This window comes from Paenibacillus sp. FSL K6-1096 (genome assembly GCF_037977055.1).
Taxonomy (GTDB): domain Bacteria; phylum Bacillota; class Bacilli; order Paenibacillales; family Paenibacillaceae; genus Paenibacillus_AQ.
Map to the genome: position 1 here is coordinate 1,917,299 of NZ_CP150274.1, position 26,738 is coordinate 1,944,036.

At 59.2% G+C, this 26,738-nt stretch carries 18 protein-coding genes; 1 reads left to right on the top strand and 17 read right to left on the bottom strand.

Going from position 1 to position 26,738, the window contains the following annotated elements:
- Positions 1 to 10 precede the first annotated feature (10 nt).
- The 11 genes from MHI24_RS08455 to MHI24_RS08505 form a co-directional block, all read right to left on the bottom strand.
- Positions 11 to 982: a PhoH family protein gene (locus tag MHI24_RS08455; RefSeq protein ID WP_340025197.1), complete on the bottom strand. Its 972-nt coding sequence runs from the start codon at positions 980 to 982 to the stop codon at positions 11 to 13.
- A gap of 15 nt (positions 983 to 997) precedes the next feature.
- Positions 998 to 2,179, bottom strand: coding sequence for a sporulation protein YqfD (gene yqfD, locus MHI24_RS08460; protein WP_340025198.1), 1,182 nt, complete (start codon positions 2,177 to 2,179; stop codon positions 998 to 1,000).
- A complete protein-coding gene (gene yqfC / locus MHI24_RS08465) occupies positions 2,176 to 2,469 on the bottom strand; it encodes a sporulation protein YqfC (RefSeq protein ID WP_340025199.1) in 294 nt (97 codons plus the stop codon). The genes yqfD and yqfC overlap by 4 nt, the downstream gene beginning before the upstream one ends.
- 368 nt (positions 2,470 to 2,837) lie before the next feature.
- Entirely contained in the window at positions 2,838 to 3,281 is a 444-nt protein-coding gene (locus MHI24_RS08470) for a GatB/YqeY domain-containing protein (RefSeq protein WP_340025200.1), read from the bottom strand.
- A gap of 15 nt (positions 3,282 to 3,296) precedes the next feature.
- The gene (gene rpsU / locus MHI24_RS08475; protein WP_005547957.1) at positions 3,297 to 3,470 is read right to left on the bottom strand and encodes a 30S ribosomal protein S21; all 174 of its coding nucleotides are present in this window, start codon (positions 3,468 to 3,470) and stop codon (positions 3,297 to 3,299) included.
- A 137-nt stretch (positions 3,471 to 3,607) separates the two neighbouring features.
- Positions 3,608 to 3,967: a histidine triad nucleotide-binding protein gene (locus MHI24_RS08480; RefSeq protein WP_340025201.1), complete on the bottom strand. Its 360-nt coding sequence runs from the start codon at positions 3,965 to 3,967 to the stop codon at positions 3,608 to 3,610.
- 756 nt (positions 3,968 to 4,723) lie between these two features.
- On the bottom strand, positions 4,724 to 8,218 hold the full coding sequence (locus MHI24_RS08485) for an SMC family ATPase (protein WP_340025202.1): 3,495 nt from the start codon (positions 8,216 to 8,218) through the stop codon (positions 4,724 to 4,726).
- 1 nt (position 8,219) lies between these two features.
- On the bottom strand, positions 8,220 to 9,401 hold the full coding sequence (locus tag MHI24_RS08490; protein WP_340025203.1) for an exonuclease SbcCD subunit D: 1,182 nt from the start codon (positions 9,399 to 9,401) through the stop codon (positions 8,220 to 8,222).
- Between the two features lie 52 nt (positions 9,402 to 9,453).
- The gene (locus MHI24_RS08495; RefSeq protein WP_340026637.1) at positions 9,454 to 13,599 is read right to left on the bottom strand and encodes a UvrD-helicase domain-containing protein; all 4,146 of its coding nucleotides are present in this window, start codon (positions 13,597 to 13,599) and stop codon (positions 9,454 to 9,456) included.
- 2 nt (positions 13,600 to 13,601) lie between these two features.
- Positions 13,602 to 17,165, bottom strand: coding sequence for a helicase-exonuclease AddAB subunit AddB (addB, locus tag MHI24_RS08500; protein ID WP_340025204.1), 3,564 nt, complete (start codon positions 17,163 to 17,165; stop codon positions 13,602 to 13,604).
- Positions 17,166 to 17,370: 205 nt separating this feature from the next.
- Positions 17,371 to 18,777: a class I SAM-dependent rRNA methyltransferase gene (locus tag MHI24_RS08505; RefSeq protein ID WP_340025205.1), complete on the bottom strand. Its 1,407-nt coding sequence runs from the start codon at positions 18,775 to 18,777 to the stop codon at positions 17,371 to 17,373.
- A gap of 100 nt (positions 18,778 to 18,877) precedes the next feature.
- On the opposite strand from MHI24_RS08505, the gene MHI24_RS08510 reads away from it, so the two are divergent.
- Positions 18,878 to 19,861 carry a Na/Pi symporter gene (locus tag MHI24_RS08510; RefSeq protein ID WP_340026638.1) on the top strand — a complete coding sequence of 328 codons (984 nt, stop codon included), beginning with the start codon at positions 18,878 to 18,880 and terminating at the stop codon, positions 19,859 to 19,861.
- A 137-nt stretch (positions 19,862 to 19,998) separates the two neighbouring features.
- On the opposite strand, the gene MHI24_RS08515 is transcribed toward MHI24_RS08510, so the two are convergent.
- The 6 genes from MHI24_RS08515 to prmA all read right to left on the bottom strand — a co-directional run bounded on the left by MHI24_RS08515 (position 19,999) and on the right by prmA (position 26,721).
- Entirely contained in the window at positions 19,999 to 20,205 is a 207-nt protein-coding gene (locus MHI24_RS08515) for a histidine kinase (RefSeq protein ID WP_340025206.1), read from the bottom strand.
- A gap of 93 nt (positions 20,206 to 20,298) precedes the next feature.
- Entirely contained in the window at positions 20,299 to 22,533 is a 2,235-nt protein-coding gene (locus MHI24_RS08520; RefSeq protein ID WP_340025207.1) for a hypothetical protein, read from the bottom strand.
- A gap of 199 nt (positions 22,534 to 22,732) precedes the next feature.
- The gene (mtaB, locus tag MHI24_RS08525) at positions 22,733 to 24,067 is read right to left on the bottom strand and encodes a tRNA (N(6)-L-threonylcarbamoyladenosine(37)-C(2))-methylthiotransferase MtaB (protein ID WP_340025208.1); all 1,335 of its coding nucleotides are present in this window, start codon (positions 24,065 to 24,067) and stop codon (positions 22,733 to 22,735) included.
- 3 nt (positions 24,068 to 24,070) lie between these two features.
- Positions 24,071 to 24,835, bottom strand: coding sequence for a 16S rRNA (uracil(1498)-N(3))-methyltransferase (locus tag MHI24_RS08530; RefSeq protein ID WP_340025209.1), 765 nt, complete (start codon positions 24,833 to 24,835; stop codon positions 24,071 to 24,073).
- A 153-nt stretch (positions 24,836 to 24,988) separates the two neighbouring features.
- Positions 24,989 to 25,672, bottom strand: a complete 684-nt coding sequence (locus MHI24_RS08535) for a site-2 protease family protein (RefSeq protein WP_340025210.1) — start codon at positions 25,670 to 25,672, stop codon at positions 24,989 to 24,991.
- Between the two features lie 2 nt (positions 25,673 to 25,674).
- On the bottom strand, positions 25,675 to 26,721 hold the full coding sequence (gene prmA / locus MHI24_RS08540; RefSeq protein WP_340025211.1) for a 50S ribosomal protein L11 methyltransferase: 1,047 nt from the start codon (positions 26,719 to 26,721) through the stop codon (positions 25,675 to 25,677).
- Positions 26,722 to 26,738 lie beyond the last annotated feature (17 nt).

Genomic DNA, 26,738 nt, shown 5'->3' on the forward strand with positions numbered 1-26,738 from the left:
ATCCCCTTTGTTATTGAAGGTTTTCGGCAGCGCGGTCATAGGCAACGATAATTCTCTGCACCAGGGAATGACGGACAACGTCCTGTTCTGCAAAATACACAAAACCAAGCTCCTCAATGCCCGATAATATCGCCGTAGCTTCGATCAGCCCTGATTTCTTGCCGCGCGGCAGGTCGATCTGGGTCACATCGCCCGTGATGACCATCTTGGAGCCGAAGCCCAGACGGGTGAGGAACATTTTCATCTGCTCAGGTGTGGTATTCTGAGCCTCGTCGAGGATAATAAAAGCATCCTCCAGCGTCCGCCCGCGCATATAGGCAAGCGGCGCTATCTCGATCAGCCCGCGCTCCAGCGCCTTGGCCACCTGATCGGGCCCCATGACGTCGTACAAGGCGTCGTAGAGCGGCCGGAGATAAGGATCTACCTTCTCCTGCAAATCTCCCGGAAGGAAGCCCAGGTTCTCCCCTGCCTCCACCGCCGGACGCGTCAGCACAATTCGCTTGACTGAGCCTTCCTTCAGCGCGGCAACTGCAAGCACCACGGCCAGATAAGTCTTGCCGGTGCCCGCCGGGCCGATGCCGAAGACAATATCACGCTTCTTGATCGTGGTCACATAATGCTTCTGGCCGATCGTCTTGACGCGGATCGGTTTGCCGCGGAAGGTGGTTGTAATCTCGCCCTTGAACAGGTCGAGCAGCTGGTCGGCGCGGAAATCCTTCGCCAGCTCCACGGCGTAGTGCACATCGCGTTCACTTAACAGGTAACCGCCCCGCACCAGCGACAGCAGCACATTGAACAGCTGGCCGAGCATGTCCACTTCCCGCTCAGCGCCGCGTATCGTAATTTCAGCTTCCCGGGAGTCGATCACTGCCGGGATTTCTTTTTCGATAATTTTCAGGAATCCATCCTGCGGGCCGAATAAGGCTTGCGCCTCGCCGGCGTTCTGTAAAGATATCTGAATGCTTGCAGTCTGTTCTGACAAGTAGCCTCATTCTCCTCAATGGTTTACTATCGGAAGTTCTTCCGCAATTCTCTCTTCCACCTCAAACAGCACTTTCATATAAACTTTACCATTCTCTTTCTTCTCATGCAAAATTTTTTGACTTTTAATCACACTATCCGCACCATAACGCGCGAAAATATCCTTCCGGGCCCGCAGCAGCCCTTCCTCATGTGCAGCCTCCGGTGTAAGCGTCTCCGCCGTGTATTTGATCTCCAGCTCCTTCTCGGTCAGCAGACCCAGCGGCAGCTGGAATGACCGCCAGGACAGCATATCCGGCTCCGAAAGCGTACGCGATTTCGCAAAGCCGGAATCCCCGTAGCCCCACAGCTGGACCGCCCACTTGCCGAGTACAAGATACGTGCGGTCTTTACGTTCCCCGGTATAGGCACTGCCCGTCCGTTTGAGCGGAACCTCCAGATTATATTCATGCCAGACCAGGCCCTTAACCTCGCCCTTGGCCACCACTAACTGTCTGTTCTCCTCATCACCCAGCACGCCGGAGATGAGGATGTCCCCTTTTTTGACGCGCGTATTCCGGGTGACGACCGGCCTTCCCTGCTCCGCATAGATTTCGGTCACCACCGCATCGGTCCGGCTGACCAGATGGCGCTGGCTAAGCAAAGGCTTGTTCTCCGGGCGGTCCGCCTCCACGACCTGGATAGTAATGCTCGTCCCCGTCCGGTGGAAGCCGGCCCAGGTCAGGCCCGGAACCAGACTGGTCAGCTCCCGGGAGAGCTCGTCCGATTCTTTCATGCGCCAGATCCACTGGAACGGGTATACCCCCTCCTTGCGGGCGGCCTCCAGGATATCCTCATCCGCGATGCGGGTATTTCCTTCCACCTTGACGCTCCACACCATAGAGCATAACAGCAGCAGGCCAACACCGAAGATCAGCACACCTGCCGCAAAAAACTTCCGCCGCCACAAGCGCGCCACTCGGAACGGAAGCCCGTAGCGGGCCGTAACATGCATCCGGCAGCCTGTCTTTCTCAGCAGCGGACGGAGCCGGAAAAAGTCGTTCAACAGCACATTCAGGGAAGCGCCGTCCCCGGCAGGCCTCACATCCCAGATGATGATGCCCGCACCGGTTACAGCATTGATCAACCTTTCCACCTGCGGTCCCGTCACATGCAGTGTAACGAACCCCCGCAGTGATGCCAGAGGCGGCTCTTTCATGAGTTCTCCCCACTTTCCTTATATCTGATTTCACCGATCATTCCTTCAACGGCAAGCTCCTGTCCCAGAATGTTGCGGATGATCAGCCCTTGGCCGGAAATCTCCAGCTCCCCTTGGGCCAGCGCCAGCCTGAGCTGCTCCGAAGAGAAATGCAGCACGCCGCGGTGATTCTCAATATACAGCTCCTTATTGCCGATCAGGGTGATCCGGGGCATCTCCTGCAGCACATCCTGCGGTAGATCCAGTATCCCGTTTGTCCATCCCCGCAGCCTGCGGCCGATACGGGTCATAAGTAGACGCTCCCCCTTCCTGCCTTCTGTACACCTTATGCGGGAGGGTGTTTTTTTATGTGAACAAGTGACGCCAAAAAAGCCTGAACCGCCTCCTGACAAGGCTGATTCAGACTTGGCTGTATCCCTTTTCTTTTCTTCAATAATCATTTCAGGGAACACTGCATATGATAATTAGTGACAGTACGGCTCCCTGGTCCATGATATCCGGTATATTAGTTCATAGAACAAGTGGAAACGGCTTTGACGTCCTTGTAAAGGACGGTATCGTTTCAGCGAGAATTATAAGGATAAGTTATCATGTGAAACATATAAATTCTTATATTTGAACGAAAAACACCCCTATTTCTAGGGGTGCTAGCGTTATATTATTGCAGAAATTGCTGAACCACTTGGTTCACAAGCTTACCATCGGCGCGTCCTTTGACCTTAGGCATCAGCGCGCTCATCAACTTACCCATATCACTTTTCGAAGAAGCACCGGTTTCCTGGATGGTCTGCTGTACAATTACTTTAATTTCTTCTTCGGAAAGCTGCTCGGGAAGATACTTAATGATAATCTCGATTTCTGCCTTAGTAGTCGCGGCAAGCTCTTCACGACCCGCTGCTTCAAATTCTTGGAGGGCATCTTTGCGCTGTTTGATCTCACGACTAAGGATATCAAGCACTTCGTTGTCGTCTAACGGTCTCTTCAAATCTATTTCAAGATACTTTATGGTAGAACGAACCATTCGAATGGTGGAGAGTGTGAACTTGTCCTTACTCTTCATCGCTTGCTTCATATCTTCGTTCAATCGTTCGCTAAGATTCATGCGTGGGTAATCCTCCTAAAACTTTCTCTTACGAGCAGCCTCAGACTTCTTCTTGCGCTTTACGCTTGGCTTCTCATAATGCTTGCGTTTCTTCACCTCAGCCAAGACACCATCCTTAGCAATGGAGCGTTTAAAGCGACGAAGTGCAGCATCAATTGTCTCGTTTTTGCGAACTTTCGTTTCAGACACCAGTTTTCCCTCCCTCCGACCAGACCGTCCAAGAGCATAACAACACGGTTCATCACCTTTCATTATAGGTCAAACTTAAATAAGGTGTCAACCTTCGTGCTATTCTTTTTTGGGCCGGTCCGTTTGCAGATTGCCGCTTATGCGTGGGAAGCAGAATTCCCGGTCAGGGCGCCCAGCTTGGCTCCGCCAAGCAGATGATAATGCAGATGCGGCACCGCCATCCCGCTGTCCGGCCCGCAGTTATTGATCAGCCGGTAGCCGCTCTCGGCAATGCCCAGCTCTGCTGCAAGCTGCTGTGCAACCGCGTGAATCTCGCCGATCAGCGGCAGATCCTCAGGCTTGACGTCATTCATCGAAGCGATGTATTTCTTCGGGATAATCAGCACATGCACGGGGGCGGCAGGCTCAATATCATAGAACGCCAGAATCCGCTCATTCTCAAACACCTTGTTCGACGGAATCGAACCTTCGATAATTTTGCTGAACACAGTCTCCATTCCAAGCATCCTCCCAGTCCATTTGTGATGCAGAAGCTTCATTTCGGTGATCCAATGCCTCTAATCATACAGGATTCCATGCGGTTCCGAAAGGGGAAGAGGATTCTTAGCTGTATTATAACAGCATTATAACAGCGAGGGATTGGCTGAGGGGGCCAGTCCATACAAGATCAGCCTTACGGGTGGACGGTGCTGGCGGCTATTAGCGGCATCCGGCAGCGGTCATGCGGAAGTCACGCAGGGCATGTGTGCTCTATCCGATTTTGATCGGTTTTTCGATTATATTTGGCCTGTGCGCCCTCATCCGGCGTATTGTGGTCGGTTTTTCGATTACACTTGGCCTACACGCTGTCCCCGGCGCCTAATGTGGTCGGTTTTCCGATTACATCTGACCCGTACACCCTCCGCGCACGCAATGTGGTCGGTTTTTCGATTATATCTGACCCGTACACCCTCCGCGCACCCAATGTGGTCGGTTTTTCGATTATATTGGCCCGTGCCTCTGCCTTTGTCCGGTATCACGTCCCAGTATCAATCGGACAGTAGCGGTTCAGCGGGATACAGAAGACTTTCCTTAAAAAGACAAAAAAAAGAAACACCCTTCACAGCTTATAAGCTGCTTCGGCGGCGGACGTATGAGAAGGAAAATTCCCTGTCATACGTCCGCCGAGGTGTTTCAAATGATGTCGGCTTAGCTGTATTATAACAGGGGGTTGGAGGTGTATCTGTGATCATCGTCACATCCAACCCCGGTTATCACATTTTTTCCAAAAGAATGGTTGAACCCCCGCCGCCCTGCTCTGCCGGAACGACAATCAGCTTGCGCGGCAGGCGGGCCCGCAGCTCGGGAACATGGCTGATAATCCCCACCGACAGCTGGTCATTGTGCAGTCTCTCCAGCGAGGTAATCACGGTGTCTAGCAGCTCCGGGTCCAGCGTGCCGAATCCTTCATCCAGGAAAAAGAATTGCAGCGGATACTGCCCGCGCAGCTGAATCTGGGCCGACAGAGCCAGCGCCAGCGACAGTGAGGTCAGGAAGGTCTCGCCGCCGGACAGGGTGGACACCGGCCGCCTTACACCGCCGTTGCCGTCATCGCGGATTACAAATCCGCCCCCGGAATCTACCTCCAGGGCATAACGCTGCTTGCTCAGAAAGCGCAGCCGCTGCGAGGCCGCCTGACATACCTGCATCAGCTGTTCCTCCGCGATATACTCGACGAAAGCATTGCCGCGCAGCACCGTCTGCAGCTTGGACAGGCTTTCCTGAAGAGCTGCATGTCCGGCCCTTTGCCCCTCCAGCTCCATCCAGCGGACATGGCGCTGCTGCAGATCCTCCAGGTCCCGCTCTGCCCGCGCGCGCGCCTGCAGCGAGGACTCATCGTCCTCCTTGCATTTGCGCAAGGCTTCCTGGCTCTCCTCCCACTCCTCGCTGCTAAGCGCAGCACCGTCCAGCTTCTCTTCTATCAGCCGCAGCTGGAGCGCACATTCCGCCTCCTCTTCACGATGGGCCTTCACCCGCCCGGCAGCCTGTGCCCGCTCTGCGGCATCCAGCGATGCCGCCTCCACCTCGGCGGCAGACGCGAACGGCGAAGACTGCAGGCTCTCCTCCCACTGGGCCGAGGCTGCCGAATAGTGCTCTTTGGCGGATTCCGCCGCCTGGCGGGCTACGGCAGCCTCACGGGTCTGCTGCTGCGCCTTGTCTGCTGCCTGGCGGTGTCCCTGACGGCCGCGTTCAAGCGCTGTCTGCAATTTCTGGAGCCTGCGCCCGCAATCTTCCAGCAGTGTGGCCGCAGGACGGCCGCCTGCCGCTTCCCGCAGCCGCTCCTCCTTGTCGCGCATAAGCGTGTCCTTCCCCTCAAGCTGCGCCTCCCACTGCGCCAGCTCCTTGTCGAGCCCTGCAAGCTGCTCCTGCAGCGTCTGCACGGCAAGACTTTTCTCGTCCAGAAACTTCGCAGCAATCTCCAGCTTGCCGCGGATTTCCTCGGCCCGCTCATCCTTGCCGAGCATCTCCTGATAGGCAGCCTCTGCCTGCTCCGGGGCAAGCTCCGGGAAGCGCCCGTCCCATTCTGCTCTCAGCTTGCCCGCCGCTGCGGTAAGCTCCTCCGCCTTGGCGGCCAGCCCCTGCACCCAGGTCTGCTCGGCTTCGGCAGCCGCTGCCTCCTTGTGGTACAGCTGCTCCAGCTCCTGCATGGAGCGCTGCCAGCTGCCGGCTTCGCGGCGCAGCTCCGCTGAGCGGTCCTTCAGGGCCGACAGCAGTTCCTTGAGCCCGGACAAGTCCATATCCTCCGGTAGCGCCAGCGTTTCGGCGGCGGACTGCCCAAATTCAGAGCCAGGAGCAGGCGCTGCAAGCGAATCCTGCTGGAGCGGAGTTCCGGCCGTTAATGCTGCTCTGCCGCCCACATCTGGTCCGGCAAGCGTTGCAGCAGAGCGGTCCATCACCTCTTCCGGGACCGCTCCCCCCAGCTGGGCGAGCCAGGAGCTGTCCTGCTCCAGCAGGCTGCGCAGCAGATGGCGCGTCTCCAGCGCCTCCCGGGCCTGTACGCGGACCCGGCGGAGCCGCTCATCCAATTCCTCCTGCTCACCCTGCTCCTGGTGAAGCGCAGGAGCGGGGTGATGCTCGCTGCCGCACACCGGGCAGGCTGCTCCTTCGCGGAGTTCACGGGCCAGCGCCAGCGAGAGCCGGTGAACCTCCTGCTCCTTCAGCGCTGCCTCAAGCGCGCTGATGTGCTCTTCCAGGCGGCCTGCAGCGTCCCCTGCTGCCCCTTCGGCCGCGCGCAGCTCTTCCTGGTGCCGGGCGGCGGCGTCCAGCAGCCCGGCGCGCCCGGTCTCCAGCGCCTGCCGCCGGGCAGCGGCCGCGGCCAGCCGCTCTTCCGCAGCCGCGAGCAGCGCTGCACGCCCGCGGCGCTCACGCTCTGCCGATTCCCGCTGGGCCTCGGCAGCACGCAGCCCTTGCAGACGCTGCATGGCTTCCTGCAGCGCCTGCCGCTCCTGGGAGCGGACCGCGAGCGGCAGCAGGCTCTGCTGCAGCTCCTGCTGCTTCTTTTGGCCACGGGCCAAAAGCTCACGCTCCCGCGCCAGGTTCTCCCGCCCGGCGGCCAGGCCCCGGGCGGCTTCCCCGCGCCGCTCCTGCAGGGCGGCGCATTCCCGGCGCAGCCCGCTGAGCTCGCCCTCGAGCTCGAGCGCGCGCCGGTAGCGGCCCTCCTCCTCGCGGAGGGCCGGTTCGCCTGCGGACAGCGCGGCCTCAGCCGCTGCTTCCGCTGCAGCAGCGACCGCCGCGTCCTGTACGGCGGCGGCGGCCAGTGCCTCAAGGCCCTCCGCGTGCTGCGCGCGGGCCTTCCAGGTCTCTTCCGCGCTGCGCCAGGCCTTCAGCTGCGGCAGCCGCTTCTCGGCCTCGTCGGCCTTGCCGAGACGCTGCTCCAGGAGGAGAATCTGCTCCTCCTGGGCCAGCAGGGCCTGCTGCTGCTGTCCGCGCCGCTCGCGCTCCTCCTGCAGCTCGCGGATGCGGGCGAAGCGCTCCGCCCGCTCCGCAGCCTCGGCCAGCCGCTTGCGGCACTCCGCCGCATGGCGGACAGCTTCCTGCACGCGTAGCGCTGCCGCTTCCACGTCCTCCTTGCCGGCGCTGCCCAGGCCCTGCTGCTCGGCTTCAAGCGCGCGCAGCGCCGCATCGTTCTCCTTGACGCGGCGGCTGAGCTTCAGAGCCAGCCCGTCGCCGTACTGTTCCAGATGGAACAGCCGCTGGAGCATCTGCCTGCGGTCAACACCGCGCAGCGACAGGAACTCGGCGAACTTGCCCTGCGGCAGCACGACCGCCCGGGTGAAGTCATCCATCTTCAGCCCAATATGCTCTTCCACGCAGCGGGTGACCTCGGCCAGCTTGTCGGCCATGACCGTTTCGCCCTCCGGCTTCACCTCAATGAACCGGCTGATCGTGTTGCTGACCGATTGCTCCCCGGTACGCTTGAATTTGCGCTCCACCCGGAACCGCCGGGCCCCCGAGGAAGCGGCCAGCTCGAAGGTGAAGGCTACGCTCAGCTGATCCTCGGAATGGTTCATGATGCCCTGGGTGCCGTTCACAGCGCGCTCCACCTTGCCGTACATCGCCAGCGTAATGGCATCCAGCAGACTGGATTTACCGCTGCCGGTCGGACCAAAGATCCCGAACAGCCCGGTCTCGGTCAGAGCGGCAAAATCAATCTCCTGCGGCGCCCGGTAGCTCTGCAGCCCGGATAATTTCAGCAGTATCGGCTTCATCTTAAGCTTCCTCTCCTTCCGCAGCCCCGGGCCGCTCTTCCTCAGCCAGCTCCAGGAACAGCGCAATCAGGCTGTCCTCCGGCTCCGCCCCGCCGGTCTGGCGCTGGTAGAACCTGCGGAACAGCTCCTGCACCGGCATCCGCGAGCGGGACAGCTCCTCCAGCTCCTGCTCCATCTGCGGATAAATCGGACGGATATGTACGATGCCTTCCCTTGCTTTGCGCAGCCGCTGGATATCCTGCATGGACATCGCCTCGGTCAGGCGAAGCTCCAGATCAATGAAAGCGCCGGCGTCCCGGCCTTCATCCAGCCAGCCGTAGACCTCCTGCAGGCCGCCGCTTGACTTCCAGTTAACCAGCGGACGCCCGCAGCGCAGATAGATTTCCTCGAACACAGGCTCGCCGCCGGGGGCAACGTCAATCAGCGCCACCGACTTGGCCTGTCCGGCCTCGGAGAAGCTGTAGGCCAGCGGCGAACCGCTGTAGCGGATCATCCCGCCTCCTTTGACCCGCTGGGCGCGGTGAAGATGCCCGAGGGCAGTATACTGCGCCCCGCAATCGAGGGCAGAGGGATCAACGGTATAAGCCCCGCCGACCTGGATCGGCCGCTCCGAATCGCTCTCCACACCGCCCAATACGTAAATATGGCTCATCGCCAGATTGACGGTCTGCGGGGTGAATTCCCGCCCGAGATACTGCATCAGCCGCCCGACCCGGGCGCTGTAGGCCAGCCGCAGCTCCGCCTCCCCGCTGTCCCCGGCAAGCAGCTCGCCCAGCCGGGCCTCGGAGGGGTAGGGGAGCGCAGCGATTTTGGCCGTCTCGCCGGTTCTGGCCGCATGGATGGTGACCGGTTCCGCCGTCGGCAGCCCAACGAGAGTAATCCCCTGCCTGCGGACAAGCGGGGATACCGAAGCCACACGCTCCGGCTGATCGTGGTTGCCTGAGATCACCACCAGCGGCCTGCCGCCGGCTGTCAGCCGGGCAGCCGCCTCATAGAACAGCTGCTCTGCCGCAGCCGGAGGATTGACCGAATCATACACATCCCCCGCCATCAGAATCAGATCCGCCCCGGAGGAGTCGGCAATCTCCACCAGTTCGTCCACGAACTGCTCCTGCTCCTTCTGCCGGCTTCTGCCCTCCAGCGTCCGCCCCAGATGCCAGTCTCCCGTATGCAATATGCGCATTACGCCCTCTTTTCCCCGCCTGTCTGCGGCAATCATAGATTAATAGAATTATTTACAGCCTGACTGCGTGTCCGCCGTCGAAGAAGTACAACCACACCTCACTGACCGGCTCGCCCAGAATATCCAGCAGCGCCTTGCTGTACAGCTCCAGCTGGAAGCGGTATTTCCCGGCCAGCGCCTCAAGCGCTCCATCGTGCGGCGCAACATAGTCTGTCTTGTAATCAAGCAGAATGAGGCGTCCTTCCTCACGGAACAGGCAGTCGATCACCCCCTGGATCAGCACGGTCTCTGTAAAATCACCGCCGCTGCCCCCGGCCAGGCCAGCCGCTGCTGCATCCAGGTAAGCCAGCCCCCGGTAAGCCTCTTGTGCAGGTACCGTGTAGCTGAAGGGCTGCTCCCGGGTCTTCCAGGAGGAATGCAAGAGCCTGTGGCCCAGCTCGCTCCGGCAGAACTCTGCAATCTTCTCCAGCTCCACCGCATCCGCCCGCTCCCTGCTTAGAATAGCCAGGCGGGCAAGCCGCTCCACGGTGGCCTCCAGCTCCGGCAGGTCCACCGGCCCCTCCAGCGGAATATGCTGCATGACGGTATGGTAGGCGGTTCCGCGCTCAGCAGGGGTCAGCCCACGCTGCTCCATGAATTTCGGCCGCTGGAGATGCAGGTTCTCCCTGTATCCGCTGCCGCTCTGCTCACCCGCTCCGCCAAGACGCGCCCGGTCCTCCAGCTGATCGTAGGACGGCTGCTCCAGCGACAATAATCCCTTCAGTTCAGTTACCGATGTTTTGGCCGGAATGGCCGAAGCTGCCCGGTAAGGATAGCGCCAGTCCAGTCTGTCCGCAATCTCCCCGGCTGCGGGTGTTCCCGGTACAGGCACAGGAGCGCCCTTGCGGAGCGACTCCAGCATCTGGGAACGCAGTCCGGCCGGATCGCTGTCTCCGCCGGCATCCTTGAAGGAGCCGGAGCCCAGCTCCTGCGCACTCTTCACCGTGATGCTCCAGGTAGATTCATCCCCGTGCAGCACCGTGGATACCGGACCTTCACTGCCCGCATACTTGCGCAGAACAGCAGCTGCGGGATGGCGGATCAGCGCCGGTCCCACCCAGTCCAGATAACTGCGGCCCCGAGCGAGCAGATGGTCAGCCAGCAGCAGCTCCTCCCGGTTCTGCATCGCTGCCCAGCCGGAGGCGGTGCGCGCCAGATCGCGGACGGTTCCGACCAGGATCATTTTGTCACGCGGCCGGGTTAGACCCACGTATAGCACACGCATCTCCTCTGCCAGCAGCTCCAGCCGCGAACGGCGGCTGATCGCCAGGAACGGCAGCGTCGGATAACTGACCCGGGTCTCCCGCTCCACGAAGCGGGGGCCGAAGCCCAGCTCCTTATGCATCAGGAACGGGGTATGCAGGTCCTGCCGGTTGAACTGCTTGTTCATGCCGGCAAGGAAAACCACAGGGAATTCCAGTCCCTTGGATTTGTGGATCGTCATGATCCGCACTCCCCCGGCTTCCTCTCCGCTGCCCCCGGCCACGCCCAGATCCCCGCCGTTCTCCCGCAGCCGCGAGATGAACACCAGGAAGCGGAACAGGCCTCTGGAGGAGGTCTCGTTCTCGAACTGAACCGCGCGGTCATACAGCGCCTTCAGGTTATTCTGGCGCTGGAAGCCGCCGGGAAGGCCGCCTACCCACTCCAGATAGCCGCTCTCACGGTAGATTCTCCAGATCAGCTCGCCCAAGCTGCCCTGACGGGCGGCTTCTCTCCAGCTCTCCAGCTGCCCAAGGAAGTGCTTCAGCTTCTTCTGGAGCTTGGGGGAAATCTCTGCCAGCGCCTCAGAGCCTCCGGTCCCGGCAGCAGCCACTTCACGCACAGCCCCCGGCTCCGCCGCTGTAAAAAGGTCATAGGCGGCCGCGGTCTCGTCCGCCGCATGCCGGGAACCGCCATCCTGACCCGGCAAGACGTATCCCGCCAATCCCATATCGGCAGGATAGCCCTGCTGAGTCTGATCTGCTCCGGCTGCGGCCACCACGGCATCATAGAAGGTTCCGCTGCTGCACAGCCGCACCTTGGCCAGCTCCTCCTCGCGCAGGTTCACCACCGGTGAGCGGAGCACACCGGCCAGCGGGATATCCTGGCGGGGATTATCAACAATCTGGAGCAGCGAGAGGGCAATCTCCACCTCGGTCGCCTGGAAATATCCTTTGTTCTGGTCCCCGTAAGCCGGGATGCCTTCATTCCGCAGCTCCTCAATGATCAGCGGCGTCCACAGCTGGGCCGCCCTCAGCAGAATGACAATGTCGCTATACCCCACGGGGCGCATGATCCGCAGACCCTTATCATAGATCATCAGCGGCTCGTTACCGGTCATCCCCGTCATCTGCGAGATGCGCCGGGCCATCGCGCGGGCTTCGAGCAGTGCCGTCTCACTCTCCGCCGCTTCATTCTCCTGCAAGGGCAGCTCGTCCCCTTCGGCCGGATCTTCAGCCGGCCCTTGGGCGGAGGACCCCTTATCAATCAATAGCAGCTCGGGCTTGAAGTAAGTATCCGGCCCTGCCGCCTCCGCCCCCGGAAAGCTGGCGCCATACACCAGCTCTGCACGTTCATCATAGCTGATCTCCGCTACACTGCTGTCCATAATCTGCCGGAAAACCGTATTCACGGCATGGACTACTTCCCGTCTGCTGCGGAAATTGCGGGCCAGATCGATAACCGTACCGCTGCTGACAGAGTTCTCTCTGCCGTCTTCAGCTTCCGGCTGGTCACCCGCCTGCTCAGTCATCAGCCCGGAGCTGAACCTGCGGTATTTGTCCAGGAACAGTCCCGGCTCCGCCAGACGGAAACGGTAGATGCTCTGCTTCATATCCCCGACCATGAAGCGGTTGCCCGGGGATTCACGGGAGATCAGCCGGACGATCTCCTCCTGCACGCTGTTGGTATCCTGATATTCATCCAGCAGTACTTCATCGAATTGGCTGCGGTACTCCACCGCCGCATCGGAAGGCAGCGGCTGACCCGGCAGGGAGTCGGGATGACGCAGGATCTTCAGGCAGTAATGCTCCAGGTCGCTGAAATCGACCAGCCCCCGGCCAGCCTTCTCCTTCTGGTAGCGCTCGCCAAACGTAATGACGGTATCCGCCAGCTCCTGCATCAGCGGGGCGGCCTCATGAAGCTCACCCAGGAAAGACTCTGCCGGACGCCCGAACAAGGATTTTTGCAGCTCCAGCAGGCTCTTCTTCACCTGGTCCCTGATAGACTTCACACTCTCCTGGAGCACCGGGTCAGTGAGATCCTTCTTGCAGGGCTTCAGCTTCCCGAAGGAGATCTCCATGAAAATATCATACAGCTCTGCCCACGGCTGTGACTCCACCGCATCCAGCAAGCCCTGCGCCATCTCCAGATCAGCGGCCAGATTCTCCGCATACGGGGCCGGCCCGCCGGGCTGAAGTGCCATCTCCCGCCCCTGCTCCAGCTGGCTGATCGCCCCTTTAAGCGTCAGTCTGGCTTCGGCCAGGATGCTCTGTACCCACGGTGTATGCCCCAGAGCTGCGGTATCCGGCACCGTAAAGCCGGCAGCGGTATCCAGCAGCCATTGCTCCGGCCAAGGGTGGCTGCGTGCAAAGTCATGCAGCCGCTGAATCAGCGAATGCACCGCATCATCGCTCCGTTCGCCGCTGAACCAGTCAGCCAGCCGCACGAACAGCGTATCCTCCCCGTCCTCTGCGGCCTCGCCGTATTTCTCCTCCAGCAGCTCTTCCAGCAGCTCCTGGCGCATCATTTCCGCCTCATGCTCATTCAGAATCCGGAAGCCGGGATCGATCGGAATAAGCTGGTAATACCTGCGGATCACCTCAAGACAGAAGGAATGCAGCGTTGTAATGGAGGCTCTGCCCAGCAGGGCAAGCTGGCGCCGCAAGTGTTCGCTGCCGGCCTCGCCGTCTTCCTCAATCTTGCGCTCCAGCGCCTCGCGGATACGCTGGCGCATCTCGGAAGCGGCTGCCTTGGTGAACGTTGCGACCAGCAGGCGGTCCACGCTGAAGCCCGCGTTCTCATTGCTGATCTTGCGGATGATCCGCTCCACGAGCACCGCCGTTTTGCCGGAGCCCGCTGCCGCCGCTACCAGAATATCGCTGCCGCTCTCGGCAATGGCGCGCCACTGGTCGTCGCTCCACAGGCTTCCTTCCGGCTTCGGTTCCGCTTCAGGTCTCATGCTCACGGTTTATTTCCTCCTTTACGGGACAACAGATCCCAGATGACATCCTTGCCCGGCTTGCTTAGCATGTTGTATCCATTGCCCTCCACCGCCTCATCGAACTGGCAGACGGGACGGAAGGAGCAGAAGGTGCAGGCGGTCTCCTGCTGGATGCGGTAAGGCTGAATCGCCACATCGCCTTCGGTGATACGTGTTCCAATATCTGATATCGTGCTGCGCACAGAAGACAGCAGATCGCCCCACTGCTCCGGTGTAGCTACAGAAGCGCTGCTATAGAAGCTGCCGTCGCTTTTGAGTGCCACAGGTACAATAGAGGAATAGCCCTTATCCAATGTGGTATCCATCAGCGAGACCACCTCGCGGTCTGCCGTCAGCAGGCCCTTCATCTTGAATCGCTTCATCAGTTCCTGCTCTGCCTGTTCCCGGTTCATACCGTTGGCGGAGGTCAGGAGCGGATCATGAACGTGAAAATAGAGCGCCCCCGCCGGCAGGGCCGTCCGGCCAAGCCATTGCTCCGAATAGGTGAGCAGCACATCCAGATAGGTCAGCATCTGCAGCGATAATCCATAGTAGACCTCATGCAGCTTCAGATCCTTCTGGCTGGATTTGTAGTCGATGACCCGCAGCAGAATTCCCTGCTCGCCTTCGGCCATGTCCACCCGGTCAATCCGGCCGACAACCTCCAGAACACAGCCGTTCGGCAGCGTAATCCGCAGCGGAGGCAATTCCTTGCCGGGACCGAAATCCAGCTCCAGCCCGACCGGCTCGAAGCTGCCTCTGCGCGCATGCTCACCGAGAATAACGGAAGCACGGCCGACAATGTTCTTCAGCTTGCGCGAGATATAGCCGTACCGCTTGCTGCTCATCAGAATTTCACCCTGCAGCAGCGGGGAGAGCCGGTCCACCGTCTTCCCTGCCTCAGTGCGGCATTCCTCAGCGGTCATGCTGCCCCAACTTCTCCCCTGCTTCTGCAATTCCTTGGCCATTTCACTGAGTGCTGCGTGGAACAGCTGGCCGATGTCCGGGGCCTGGAGCTTGTAGAGCTGGCGCTCCTTCAGCCGCAGTCCATAAGAGGCAAAGTGGGAGAACGAGCAGGCTACGAACCGCTCCATCCGCGACACACTGCCGCGCAGCGTGGACCCGCCATATAGCCGCAGACTGGTCTCGCGCTTCAGCTTAATGCCTTCGTTACGGTAAAATAGCGAACCCAGCATCTGTTCCAGCTTCAGCTTAAGCTGAAAAGAGGCCTGCCGGTCCGTTGCACCTTCATTGTCCAAAGGAAGGTCAGCCGGACGATCTGGTTCCCCTGCAATCCGGTTATAGACGTCCCACCATAGGGCGGGAATCTCCACCCCCTGCCGCCATTGCCGCAGCTGGAGCAGAAGCATCCTTAACGTCTGCTCGGGATGGCCAATGAAGCTCAGATGCACCGCTTCTTCATTCCCGCTCTGCGGGAACCCCGAGATGAATTGTTCTTCCAGCTGCTGCGGGAACATCACCTGCAGCTGGCGGATGACCTCCGAAGGCAGCAATGCCTTGCCCTCATCATCAGCGGCGGCATAGCTGATCCACAGCTTGCTGCTGGCCGCCGTCAGTGCATTGTAGATCAGGAAGCGTTCATCCAGCAGCTTGCGGGAGGAGCCGGGAGCCAGCTCCATGCCGCCCTGCTCCAGCAGCAGGCGCTCCCCCTCCGATAAAATCCCGTCTTCCTTGAATTGCGCCGGGACCATCCCTTCATTGAAGCCCAGCAGGAAGGCATACTTCACGCCCGAGACCCGGGTACGGTCCATCGTTCCGACCAGCACCTGGTCCAGCGCAGGCGGAACCAGCCCCATTTTAAGCTCAGCGAGTCCGGTCTCCAGCACGCCGGCGAACAGCTCAAATTCCATCCGCTCCCTGCCCATCATCTCGGCAATCTGGTCCAGCAGGCCGAGTACAGCCCCCCATAGCTGGCTGTGCTCGCGGGCCGTCTGCGGGCGGCCATGCTCCAGGGCCTCTGCCCCCATCTGCTCCAGCTTCCGGGCCGCAGCCGTATCCTCCAGCAAATCATATACGGCCCTGCACAGCTCCAGCCCGCTGCGGCTGGCCTTGACCCGCTGCCCGAACGCCTTCAGCGGCTCCGTGATTGCCTCCCGGCACGCCTCCATCCTGGCCAGCATCGCTTCATCTACCGCTTCACTGCCCTCCAGCGAGAGACGGGGGATGCCCTTCCAGGACTTCCCGTTCGTCCAGCGGGAGCCGTGAATTCCGCAGGCCAGCACGTAGTTCTCCAGTTCATCCATATGCTCAGCGGTAATGCTTCCGTCCAGCGGAAGCAGCAGCCCGGTCTTCACACAGCGGAACACATCCTCGTAGCGCCAGCCGCGGCGGACGATATCCAGAGCGGAGCGGATGAATTCCACCAGCGGATGATGCAGCTCATTCTTCTTCTGGTCGAGGAAGAACGGGATGCCGAAGTCCTGGAACAGCGGGGCAATCAGCGGCTCATAATCAGCGATATTACGCATAAATACCGCCATCTCCCCGTACTTGGCCCCTGAATCCCTTGCCAGGCTCAGCATCTCGCGCAATGCACTCTCCACCTCAGTCCGGCGGGAAGCTGCAGCGCGGACCGCTATCGCTTCTTCGACCGGACCGGCTGAGCCGGTCCAGCGCATCCGGCGCTGATAGCCGCGCTCCAGATGGGCAAGCGCGAGTCGGTCCTTGAACCGCGGAAGCACAGGCGGGGCCAGCAGCTCATCCCATACCTCAAGACCCAGCTCCTCCGCTATTCCGCGCAGCTTCACATAAGTTACCGCTGCCGGATGGAACAGGTCCAGCTCATGGGGTGCGGCTCCCGGCGGATAGATCCGGTCAAGCGTGAGTGCAATAGTCATCCGCTCCGCGTATTGCATCAGTTCACGCAGCACGAGGAATTCCTGGCTGGAGAACCCGTGGAAGCCGTCCACCCATATCTCTGCGCCGCGAATATATTCTGAGTGTCTGATCTGCTCCGCCAGTTCAGCCAGCCGGTCCTCTTCATCCATATACAGCTGGGACATCTCCTGCTCCAGCTCACTGAAGACCAGCCCAAGATCACCCAGCTTATCCGCCAGAATCGGACTCCGGGAGGAGACCTCCTGTATCCGGGCAAGCTGTTCCTCCAGATCTCCGGCTCCCAGACAGCAGCGCTTCAGCTCGGTATGCAGGCTGCTCAGCCGCTCCACGAATCCGGGCCTGTCCGCGGATGGGCCAAACAGCTTCAGCTCCTCCTTGCGGCGGCCGATGATCTTATAGATCAGCATCTTCTTGCCTTCCCCGCTGATCGGCAGATTCGCGCTGCCGCCGGTCTCCTGCTTCACCCGGTACGCCAGACGAGAGAAGCTGAGTGTCTGGGCGCGGAGACTGCCCTTCACCTGGCCCGCTGCCAGCAGGCCCCGTTCCGCGCCGAACGAGCCCTGCTCAGGAACAAGGAGAATGACCGGCGCGCCAAGCGGCTCCGCCTTCAGCCGCGAAGCCACCGTCTCCCATATTCTAGTAGTCTTTCCGCTGCCTGATCGTCCGATCAGAAAGTTAACCGTCATTTCAGCAGACTCCTTCCTTGATGAACACTCGTAATCTATGTGAATTTAGAATATATGTAACTCTCGTTTCCCTAGTATATCATACCTCTGCTGCCGCACTCCAGAACGTACGTTTGCCATTGTTTACAAATGACACAACAAAAAGAGCCTCTATAACAGAGACTCTCCTTGCACATACCGGCGATACCGCCGGATCTGCCGGTTCTTATTTGCTGCGCACCTCAAAGATGGCAAACTTCAAGTAATGTCCTTCGTTCACGCCGAGGATCTGCGGATGGTCCTTGCCCGCGGCCCGCCACTCGATCAATCTCAGCACTTTGCCGGCATCCTTGGCCGCTTCCATGATCGTATCCAGGAACAGTTGCGGCTGCATATGGTACGAGCAGCTGGCGGTAACCAGATACCCGCCTTCGTTCACCAGCTTCATGCCCTGCAGATTGATATCCTTGTAGCCCCGGCAGGCTCCGGCCACTGCGCTCTTGGTCTTGGCAAAAGCAGGCGGGTCCAGAATGACGACATCCCAGGTACGCCCGCCCCCGGCCGTCATCGGCTTCGCCGTATCCGGCTTGGCTGCTGCCTTGTTCCCGGGCTTCCCTTCCGCTGCCGCAGACCCGCCCGCCGCACGCTCCGCACGTTCCTCCTGGCCCTTGACCTGATTGCGCAGGTAGGCAAACGCATCCTCCACTACGAATTCCACCCGGTCGGTGAATCCGTTGATCTCCACATTGGCCTTTGCGCTCTCAATCGCATGGGCGGAGACATCCAGGCAGGTGACCTTCTTGGCCCCGTATTTGCAGGCGTGCAGCGTGAAGCTTCCGGTATGCGCGAAGCACTCCAGCACCGTGGCCCCGTCCCAGTAAGGGAAGGTGACCGGTTTACCGCTTTTATTGACCGGCAGCTGCTGCTGCGATCCGTCCTCTGCGGTTACATTCTGCATCGTAATCCCGCTGCGGGCGCCCCAGCCCTTCATCAGCGGAGCAATAGACGCGCGGTTCTCCCGTTGATCGAAGAAGTAGCCGGTCTTCTGGCCCTCTTCAATATCCACGATCACCTTCAGTCCGTTCTCGCTTACGGTAATGTGGCGCGGGCATTCGCCGTAGAGCACCCCTGTGGTCTGTTCCAGCCCTTCCAGCTCGCGCACACTGACATCGCTGCGCTCATAGATGCCGCGCGGCGCCATCACCTGCACCAGCGCTTCCACGATCTCGGAGCGGCGCTGATCCATCGCCAGGGTCAAGAGCTGCACCACAAGCACCTCGCCGAAGCGGTCAATGATCAGGCCCGGCAGGAAGTCTGCTTCCCCGTACACCAGACGGTAGGCGTCCGCCCCCGGCAGGAAGCGTTCCCGGTGCTTCAGGCAGTCAGCGAACCGCTGCACAAAAAAAGCGGTGTCCATCGCCGCCAGCCTCTGCTGCGATACAATTCTTACCCGGATCTGCGAAGCCGGATTGTAATAGCCTGTAGCCAGATACCGGCCCTGATGGGTCAGCACCTCCACCAGGCCCCCTGCCTGCGGCTCACCGTCCACCGAGGCCACTTCGCTGGCGTAGACCCAGGGATGTCCCTGTTCCAGTCTTTTTTTACGGTTGCGTTCCAGAATTACCGATGCCAATACGTTCAACTCCTGTTCTTGTTGTTCGATTCGTATACATGTCCTGCATGCCAGCTACATATATTGGGTACAACCCTTGTTCACAAAGGAGCCTGTCCTTATGATCCGTGAATTGCTGTTCCCTGTCTTCTACGGTCTTGTGATCTTCCTGGCCGGGATGAAGGTGATGGAAGCCTCGCTGGCAAGGCTGGCCGGCCCGCTGCTGAAGCGCAGCCTGCACAAGGCTACCTCCACCCCGGCCAAAGGCCTGATCGCCAGCGCCCTCTTGTCTGCGCTGCTCCAGAGCAGCACCGCCGTGACGGTGCTGACCATCGGCATGGTGAATGCCGGGCTGCTGACCTATGCCCGCACGCTGGGCATCATTCTCGGCAGCAACATTGGCACCTGCCTGACGACGGAGCTGATCAGCCTGCAGATCAGCACGCTGGCGCCGCCGCTGCTGACGGCGGCGCTCTGCCTGTGGGCCGCCGCCGTCATGGCCGGCGAGCTGCCGCCCGGCCGGCTGCCGGAGGCCTGCCGCCGGCTCGCGGGACCGTTGCAGTTCATCTGCCTGGCGTTCGCCGGCTTCGCGCTGGTGCTGTGGGGCATCGCGGTCATGCAGTCGATTGGCCCCGCCCTCGAAGGCAGCGGACTGTTCCGCTGGTTCCTCGCCCACGCAGCCACCAGCGCGCTGTGGGGACTCGCCGCCGGCGCTGTGCTGACCGCGATGGTGCACAGCAGCGCGGCGGTCATCGGCATGGCGATGGGCCTCGCCGCCAGCGGCGTGATGCCGCCGGCGCTTGGCATCGCCATTGTGCTCGGCGCGAATATCGGCACCTGCGTCACTGCCGTCATCGCCGCTATCGGCAGCACCCCCTCAGGCGTCTTCGTCGCCTGGTCGCATGTGACGCTCAATGTCGGCGGCGCCCTGCTCTTCCTGCCGTTCATCCAGCCCCTGCAATCCCTGTCCGCCTGGATTGGCGGAGGACCTGCCGCTCAACTGGCCCATGCCCAGACTATATTCAATGTCTTCTGCTCACTTGCTGTATTGCCGTTATGCTACCTGCCCGTATGGTCCAGGCTGGAGCAGCGGCTGCAGCCCTAAGCCTCCGGAAGAACCGTAATCGCCGCACTCATTATACTTCAATCTGTGCTATAGTACTAATCCATTTCTCTCCCGTTCTCTGCACCCAGGAACAAACAAAGACCCGGGGCAGCATGATGTGCACCCGGGTCTGTATTTTACATCAGCTTCTTAATCTCATCCAGAGGCAAATCAACCGCTTTGGATACCTCTTCGGGAGCAAATCCGTGGAGCAGCAGTTTACGGATTGTCTCCGCCTGGCCTTCTTCTTTGCCTTCCGCCTTACCTTCCGCTTTGCCTTTCTCTATACCTTCCGCAATACCCTCTTCATATCCCCAACGCTTCCAAGCTGGCATGAGTTCCATAATTACTTCTCCCTCCTCCGGGTAGTTATCGATTAATTCTCTTAGAATTTCCTCATCCTGTGCCCGGTCCGGCTTGAAGTACAGAAACCTGAATTATTTCACACTGACAGATACCGTTACTGTCTTCGTGCCCAGCTTGCCTTTGATGGATGCAGTGCCCTTGCTTACCGCAGTAATCACTCCGGAGGCATTGACTTTGGCTACAGAGGTCTTGGAGCTGGTCCACACCATGCTGCCTGTAACCACCGCAGTCTGTCCGGTATCGTAGAGCGCGGTAACGACCACGCCCTTGCCGCCGCCTGGTGCAAGGCTCAGCCGGTTCTCGCTGACGGTAAGCTTCATCAGCTTGGGTACGACATTAATCTTAACAGTTGCCTGAATCCCCTGGTACGAGCCGCTCAGCGTAGTTGTACCTTCAGCCAGTGCTTTGACAGAGGTCTTATTGACCGAGGCAACCGCAGGGTTGGACGATTCCCAGTTCATCGCACCTGAGAAATTCGCCGATTTGCCGTTCGAGAAATATCCGGTCACCTTGATCGTCTTCGAGGCCTTGATATTCATATCCAGCGAAGCCGGCTCGACCACCAGCTTCACAACCTTCTGCTCCATCGTAACCGGAATAGTGATGGTCTTGTTGGAATACGTGCCTTTTAGCGATGCTGTCCCTTTGACCAGCCCTTTGATCGTCTTGGACGCAGCAGTCTGCTTAATTACGGCGTTGCTGCCGCTCAGCTCCCACTTGATGCTGTCAGATACATCCAGCTCATCGCCATTCTCCAGCACAGCCTGGATTGCGGGCAGCTTAACTTCTTCCCCAATCACCACATTCAGATTCGTATCCGGTCCGAGAAGGACAAGCACCTTATTCTGAACCGTTACATTAAGCTGAACCGTCTTGGAGCGGATGGCGGCGGCTGAGGCAGAGTTCACGTTGCCTGCCTTGATTTTCCCGGTCAGTACAACTGTACCAGCCTTTCCGCCGGCAAGCTTACCATCCTTGATGGAGGCAATATCCTCGTTCGCAGAGGTCCACTCGATCTCATCGCTGATATCCGTGGTTCCGTCATATTTGATTCCGGTGACCTTCGGCAGGCTTACCGAATCCCCCGTATACATTTCCAGCTCTGTCTTGTCCAGCTTCAGCTCTGTCAGGGTTGGAAGAACCGTGACTTTGAAGCTTTTGCTGATCCCCAGGTGACTGGCCTTAATGATAGATGTTCCTATTGCCTTGCCTGTTACAGTTGCGTACGCATCAGCCGTATTGGCCGTTACCGTAGCGTTCATTACGTTGTCGGAGGTCCAGGTAGCGGACGCCGTCTCGTTAGAGGTCGTATTAACCGCATTGCGCATCTCGGCCGTTACATTCAGGCTCTCGCCCAGGAACAGCGACTGGTCGCCGGAGGGCGTCAGCAGAAGCGCTTCGTAAGGAGCGCGCACGTAGACGTCAACAGACTGGGTCACACCCAGGTAACTGGCGGTAATCACTGCCTTGCCCACGCTAAGGATGGTAATTTCACCGTTCTTGACAGTAGCCACGCTCTCACTGGAGCTGCTCCATTCCACGCCGTCACCCAGCGTAATCTCTTCAGCTTCTGACCCCGTCTTAGTCTTGGCAGTCAGCTGTACCGGGCTGTCCCCGACCAGCATCTCCATTTCCTTGACAGCAGTGCCGTTCTTATCTTTGAGAACAATGGCGGAATAAGGCAGCTCTACAACGGCCTTGAAGGTCTCAGTTAATCCTTTGTACTTGGCTGTAATGGTGGATTTCCCTTCGCCGACCAGCGTAATCTTGCCCTCGGCAACAGTCAGCACGCCTGTGTTCGAGCTGCTCCATTCCGCATCCTTCGTGACATCCTTCTCCGCTGTAGCCGTAGTTCCGCCGATGGCGGTTGCGGTAATCAGGAGCAATTCGTCCTTATCGCCCAGCTTATAGTTGCCATCGGTACTGCGTTTCAGCTTCAATTCTTTGAAAGGATAAGTGACGGATACCTCTACAGAGGCTACTGCATTATTATAGGTCGCTGTAATTATTGCCGTGCCGGAATCCACCGGTCTAAGCTGTCCGTTCAGTACTGTAACTACTTCCTTCTTGGAAGAGGTCCATGTGGCCGCTGCCGTCACATCCCGTTTGGACGCGGAGCCCTCGACATTGGCATATACCTTAAGCTGCTTCGGCGACTGGCCGACGGTAAGCTCAACTTTGGCTGAACTGTCGAATTCAATCGAGATCGTGTCCCCATTAGCCGCGAAGACGTTTACCGGAAAAGCTGCAGCCACGAGCAATATCATAATGAGGAGCGTTTTGGTCATTTTCCTGTACACGGTCATCTGTTCTCTCCTTACGGTCTGATTATCGGTGGATTTTTCCACACTCTTCCACTATATCGACAAATACAGCCCAACTCTTAACCCCTATCCGGCAATCCGGCAAATTCAGGTCTTTGTGACTATATCATCGTTCAAGCTTCAAAAAAAGATGTCTCCCGCCCAGAAGGGCCTGGAAGACATCCTGTAACAAGCTATCCGGTCAGATGGACGCTACCGCCCGGCCTGCACTGACCAGCTCCCCGCGGCATTCATTCACGCCGGCCTCGGTCACCTTGACCTGGCAGAGCTCGCCCTGCAACGAATCCTCTCCATTAAACAGAATCTGCAGATAATTATCGCTGAAGCCGTGCTGCACACTGCGTCCAGGTGAGCCCTTGGCGGCACGCTCGGGAATGACTGTCAAGGTCTGGCCCACGAACCGCTTAGCATACGCAAGCTGCATCTCTTCGGAGAGGTCGATCAGCTCCTGGACACGCGCATTTTTGATCTCTTCATCAACCTGGTTCAGCATCCGCGCCGCCGGTGTTCCGGTCCGCTTGGAATACGGGAAGACATGCATCTCGGAATAGTTGACCGCCTTCATGAACTCATAGCCGGCCCGGAACATCTCGTCCGTCTCGCCCGGGAAGCCGACGATTACGTCTGTTGTAATCCCCACATCCGGCATAGCCTGGCGGATCAATTGCATTTTAGCGTAATACTCCTCGGTCGTATACTTCCGGCGCATCGCCTTCAGCACCTCGTTATGGCCGGCCTGCAGCGGAATATGCAGATGGCGGCACATCTTCGTGCTGCGGTTCAGCACCTCCAGCAGCTTCTCGTCAATCTGACTCGCTTCAATCGAACTGATCCGTACACGTTCCAAGCCGTCCACCTTGTCCAGCTCCCAGAGCAGGTCGGAGAGGCGGTAGTTCTCCAGATCATCACCGTACCCGCCGGTATGAATGCCGGTCAGCACGAATTCCTTGTATCCGGCCTCCACCAGCTGGTGCGCCTGGGCGACGATTGATTTCGGATCACGGCTGCGCGAGAGGCCGCGCGACCACGGAATGATGCAGAAGGTGCAGAAGTTGTTGCAGCCGTCCTGAATCTTCATGAACGCCCGCGTGCGGTCGGCGAAGCCGGGCACATCCATCTCCTCGAACTCGCGTGTCTTCATAATGTTGCGGACAGCATTCACCGGCTGGCGGGACTCTTGAATGTTCTTCACATGGGTCATGATCTGCTCGCGGTCCTGATTGCCGATGACCAGATCGACCCCGGGAATATCCAGAATCTCGCCGGGAGAGGTCTGCGCATAGCAGCCGGTAACCGCTACGATGGCGTCGGGATTACGGCGCACTGCCCGGCGGATCATCTGGCGGCTTTTTTTGTCGCCCGTGTTGGTGACTGTACAGGTGTTAATCAGGTAGACATCGGCGTTACCCTCGAAATCGACCTGTTCATACCCCTCATTCTTAAATAACTGCCAGATGGCTTCAGTATCATAGAAATTAACTTTGCAGCCTAACGTATAAAAAGCTACGGATGGCATTGTTCAAGCTCCCCCCATTTCTCCGGATTCATATAGAATGCAGGCGGCGGCCACCATGCCTGCGGTTTCACAGCGCAGAATACGCGGTCCCAGCCCGACAGTTACCGCTCCGGCCTCTTCAGCCATGCGGCATTCCTCCGGGCTGAAGCCCCCTTCCGGCCCCACAACAATCATCACCTTGGCGGCGGCGTCCTGCGGAAGCGAAGCCAGCCACGGCGCAGCTGCGCTGCGGAGCTGCAGTCCTTCTTCCTTCTCATAGCAGAAATAGACGGCATCATACCCGCTGAAGCTCTGGAGCAGCTGCTTCCAGCTCAGCGGCGGATGCACCTCCGGCACAATGTTCCGGTGGGCCTGCTCGGCAGCCTCCTTGCAGATTTTGCGCCAGCGCTCTACCCGCTTGCCCTCCTTACGCTCATCGTATTGGACAATGGTCCGCTCGGAGAGGAACGGCATGAAGGCTGCTGCCCCGATCTCGGTGCACTTCTGGATGACGGTCTCCAGCTTGTCCCCTTTGGGCAGGCTCTGGGCAACGGTCACCCGGACACGCGCCTCATGAGTCATAGGCAGAAGCTCCAGTATGCTCACGGTCACAAGACCGGTCTCAATGTCAGCAATCTCAGCCAGCGCCTCGCGGGACACCCCGTCGCTGACAATCAGCTTGTCGCCGGCCTTGCCGCGCATCACCCTGGCAATGTGGCGGGCGTCTTCGCCTTCTATGGTAACCTTCTCTGCCCCGAACTGTGCCGGAGCTACGAAATAACGCTGCATCTCTTCTCCTCATCCTGTCCGTTATTCAGCGTAAAAGCGGCGCCGTTCCCGTCAAACTCAGGTCCCGGCCGCCGCTTCACACTTGATTCATCCTGTTAATAACCACATTATATTCTACAACGTTTGTCCGGTACTGACCAGTCCCTAGTCCCTTTAGACCCCGAACATTCTCAGGAAGAGCCGGATGAAATCATTGCCGGTCTGGGTCGCCCAGTAACTAAGCGGTTCAATCGTATACGCACGCAGCCCCGGAATGAAAATGATCAGCAGGAAAAGGAAAACCGTCCACTGCTCATACTGCTGCAGTCTGCCCCGGATCGGACGCGGTGCGATATCCTCTACGATCCGGTAGCCGTCCAGCGGCGGCAGCGGAATCAGGTTGAACACGAAGAGGAAGAAGTTGAAGTGAATGAACATCCCGAAGAACCAGATCAGCGCGCGGAGAAGCTGCTCATTCTTAATCGAATCCATCGTGCCGGTGCCCAGCAGGATCGCATAGATCAGTGCACCCAGAATACCCAGCAGCAGATTGCTGACCGGGCCGGCCGCAGATACGATTACGCCCATCAGACGGGGACGGCTGAAGTTGTCGCGGTTCACCGGAACCGGACGCGCCCAGCCGAAGCCGGCAATCAGCAGCAGGATAATGCCGAAGAGATCGAAATGCACCGCCGGATTCAGGGTCATGCGGCCCAGCAGGCGCGCTGTAGGGTCTCCGAATTTATTGGCGAAATAGGCGTGGGCAAATTCATGCACCGTAAACGCAATAACAATCGTAATCAGGAAAAACGGAAGCTGCTGCAGCGGATATACTAAAAATTGATCAAGGGAACCCATCTCTACCTCTTTCCGGCTGTGAACGCCACCCAGTCTTCTTCACGGGTTATTTCTAGAATCTCGAAACCGGAAGATTTGAGCGCCTCAGCGACAAGCTCTTCCTTATCCTTGTAAATCCCGGAGGTGATATAGAGCCCCCCCGGCTGAAGCGCACGGTAGACATCATCCGTAAACAGCACAATAATCTCGGCCAGGATATTCGCCACGACGATCCGCACCGGCAGGCTAACGCCAAGTCCGTCAGCCGATGGAACAGCATCCGGTTCCGCAGGCTGACCGGGTCTGGCCGAAGGCCACATCTCTCCGGCTGCGGTATCGGCCGCGCCCTCGCCGCCCAGCAGGGAGAGCAGGTCACTCTCCTTCACGGTAACGGCTGTCTCCAGCCGGTTCAAGACCACATTCTGGCGGGCGCTGGCCACAGCCACCGGGTCCAGATCCAGCGCCAGTACCGACTTCGCTCCCAGCAACACCGCTCCCGCCGCCAGGATACCGGAGCCTGTGCCGACATCAATGACCTCATCGCCTGGGGCGACATGCTTCTCCAGTGCGCGCAGGCACAGCGCCGTTGTCGGATGTGTTCCGGTTCCGAAGGCCATGCCGGGATCGATCTCGATAATCTTTTCCTCTGCAGAGGCCGGGGTGTACTCTTCCCAGACCGGCTTAATAGTCAAGCGGTTCGAAACGCGCAGCGGCTTGAAGTATTGCTTCCAGGCATGGGCCCAGTCCTCTTCATCGACCGTCTTCCAGGAGATTTCCGCTTTGCCGGGATCGATGCCGAATGCCTTCAGCTCCGCCAGCCTTGGTGCCAGTTCAGCCGCAATCTCCTCCATGTCCTCCGATTCGGCATAATACCCCTTGATAACCGCCTCCCCCTCAGGGATATCATTCAGCGGCTCATCGTATAATTCACCATAACGGGTGTCCCGTATTTTATTCAGCGTCCCGGATTCTTCAATGGATACACCGCCCGCACCAGCCTCGTAGAGCAGATTGGATATCATCTCCTGCGCTTCCTCGGTTGTATGTACCGTCAATTCGTGCCATAACATATTAATAGATCCTCCTA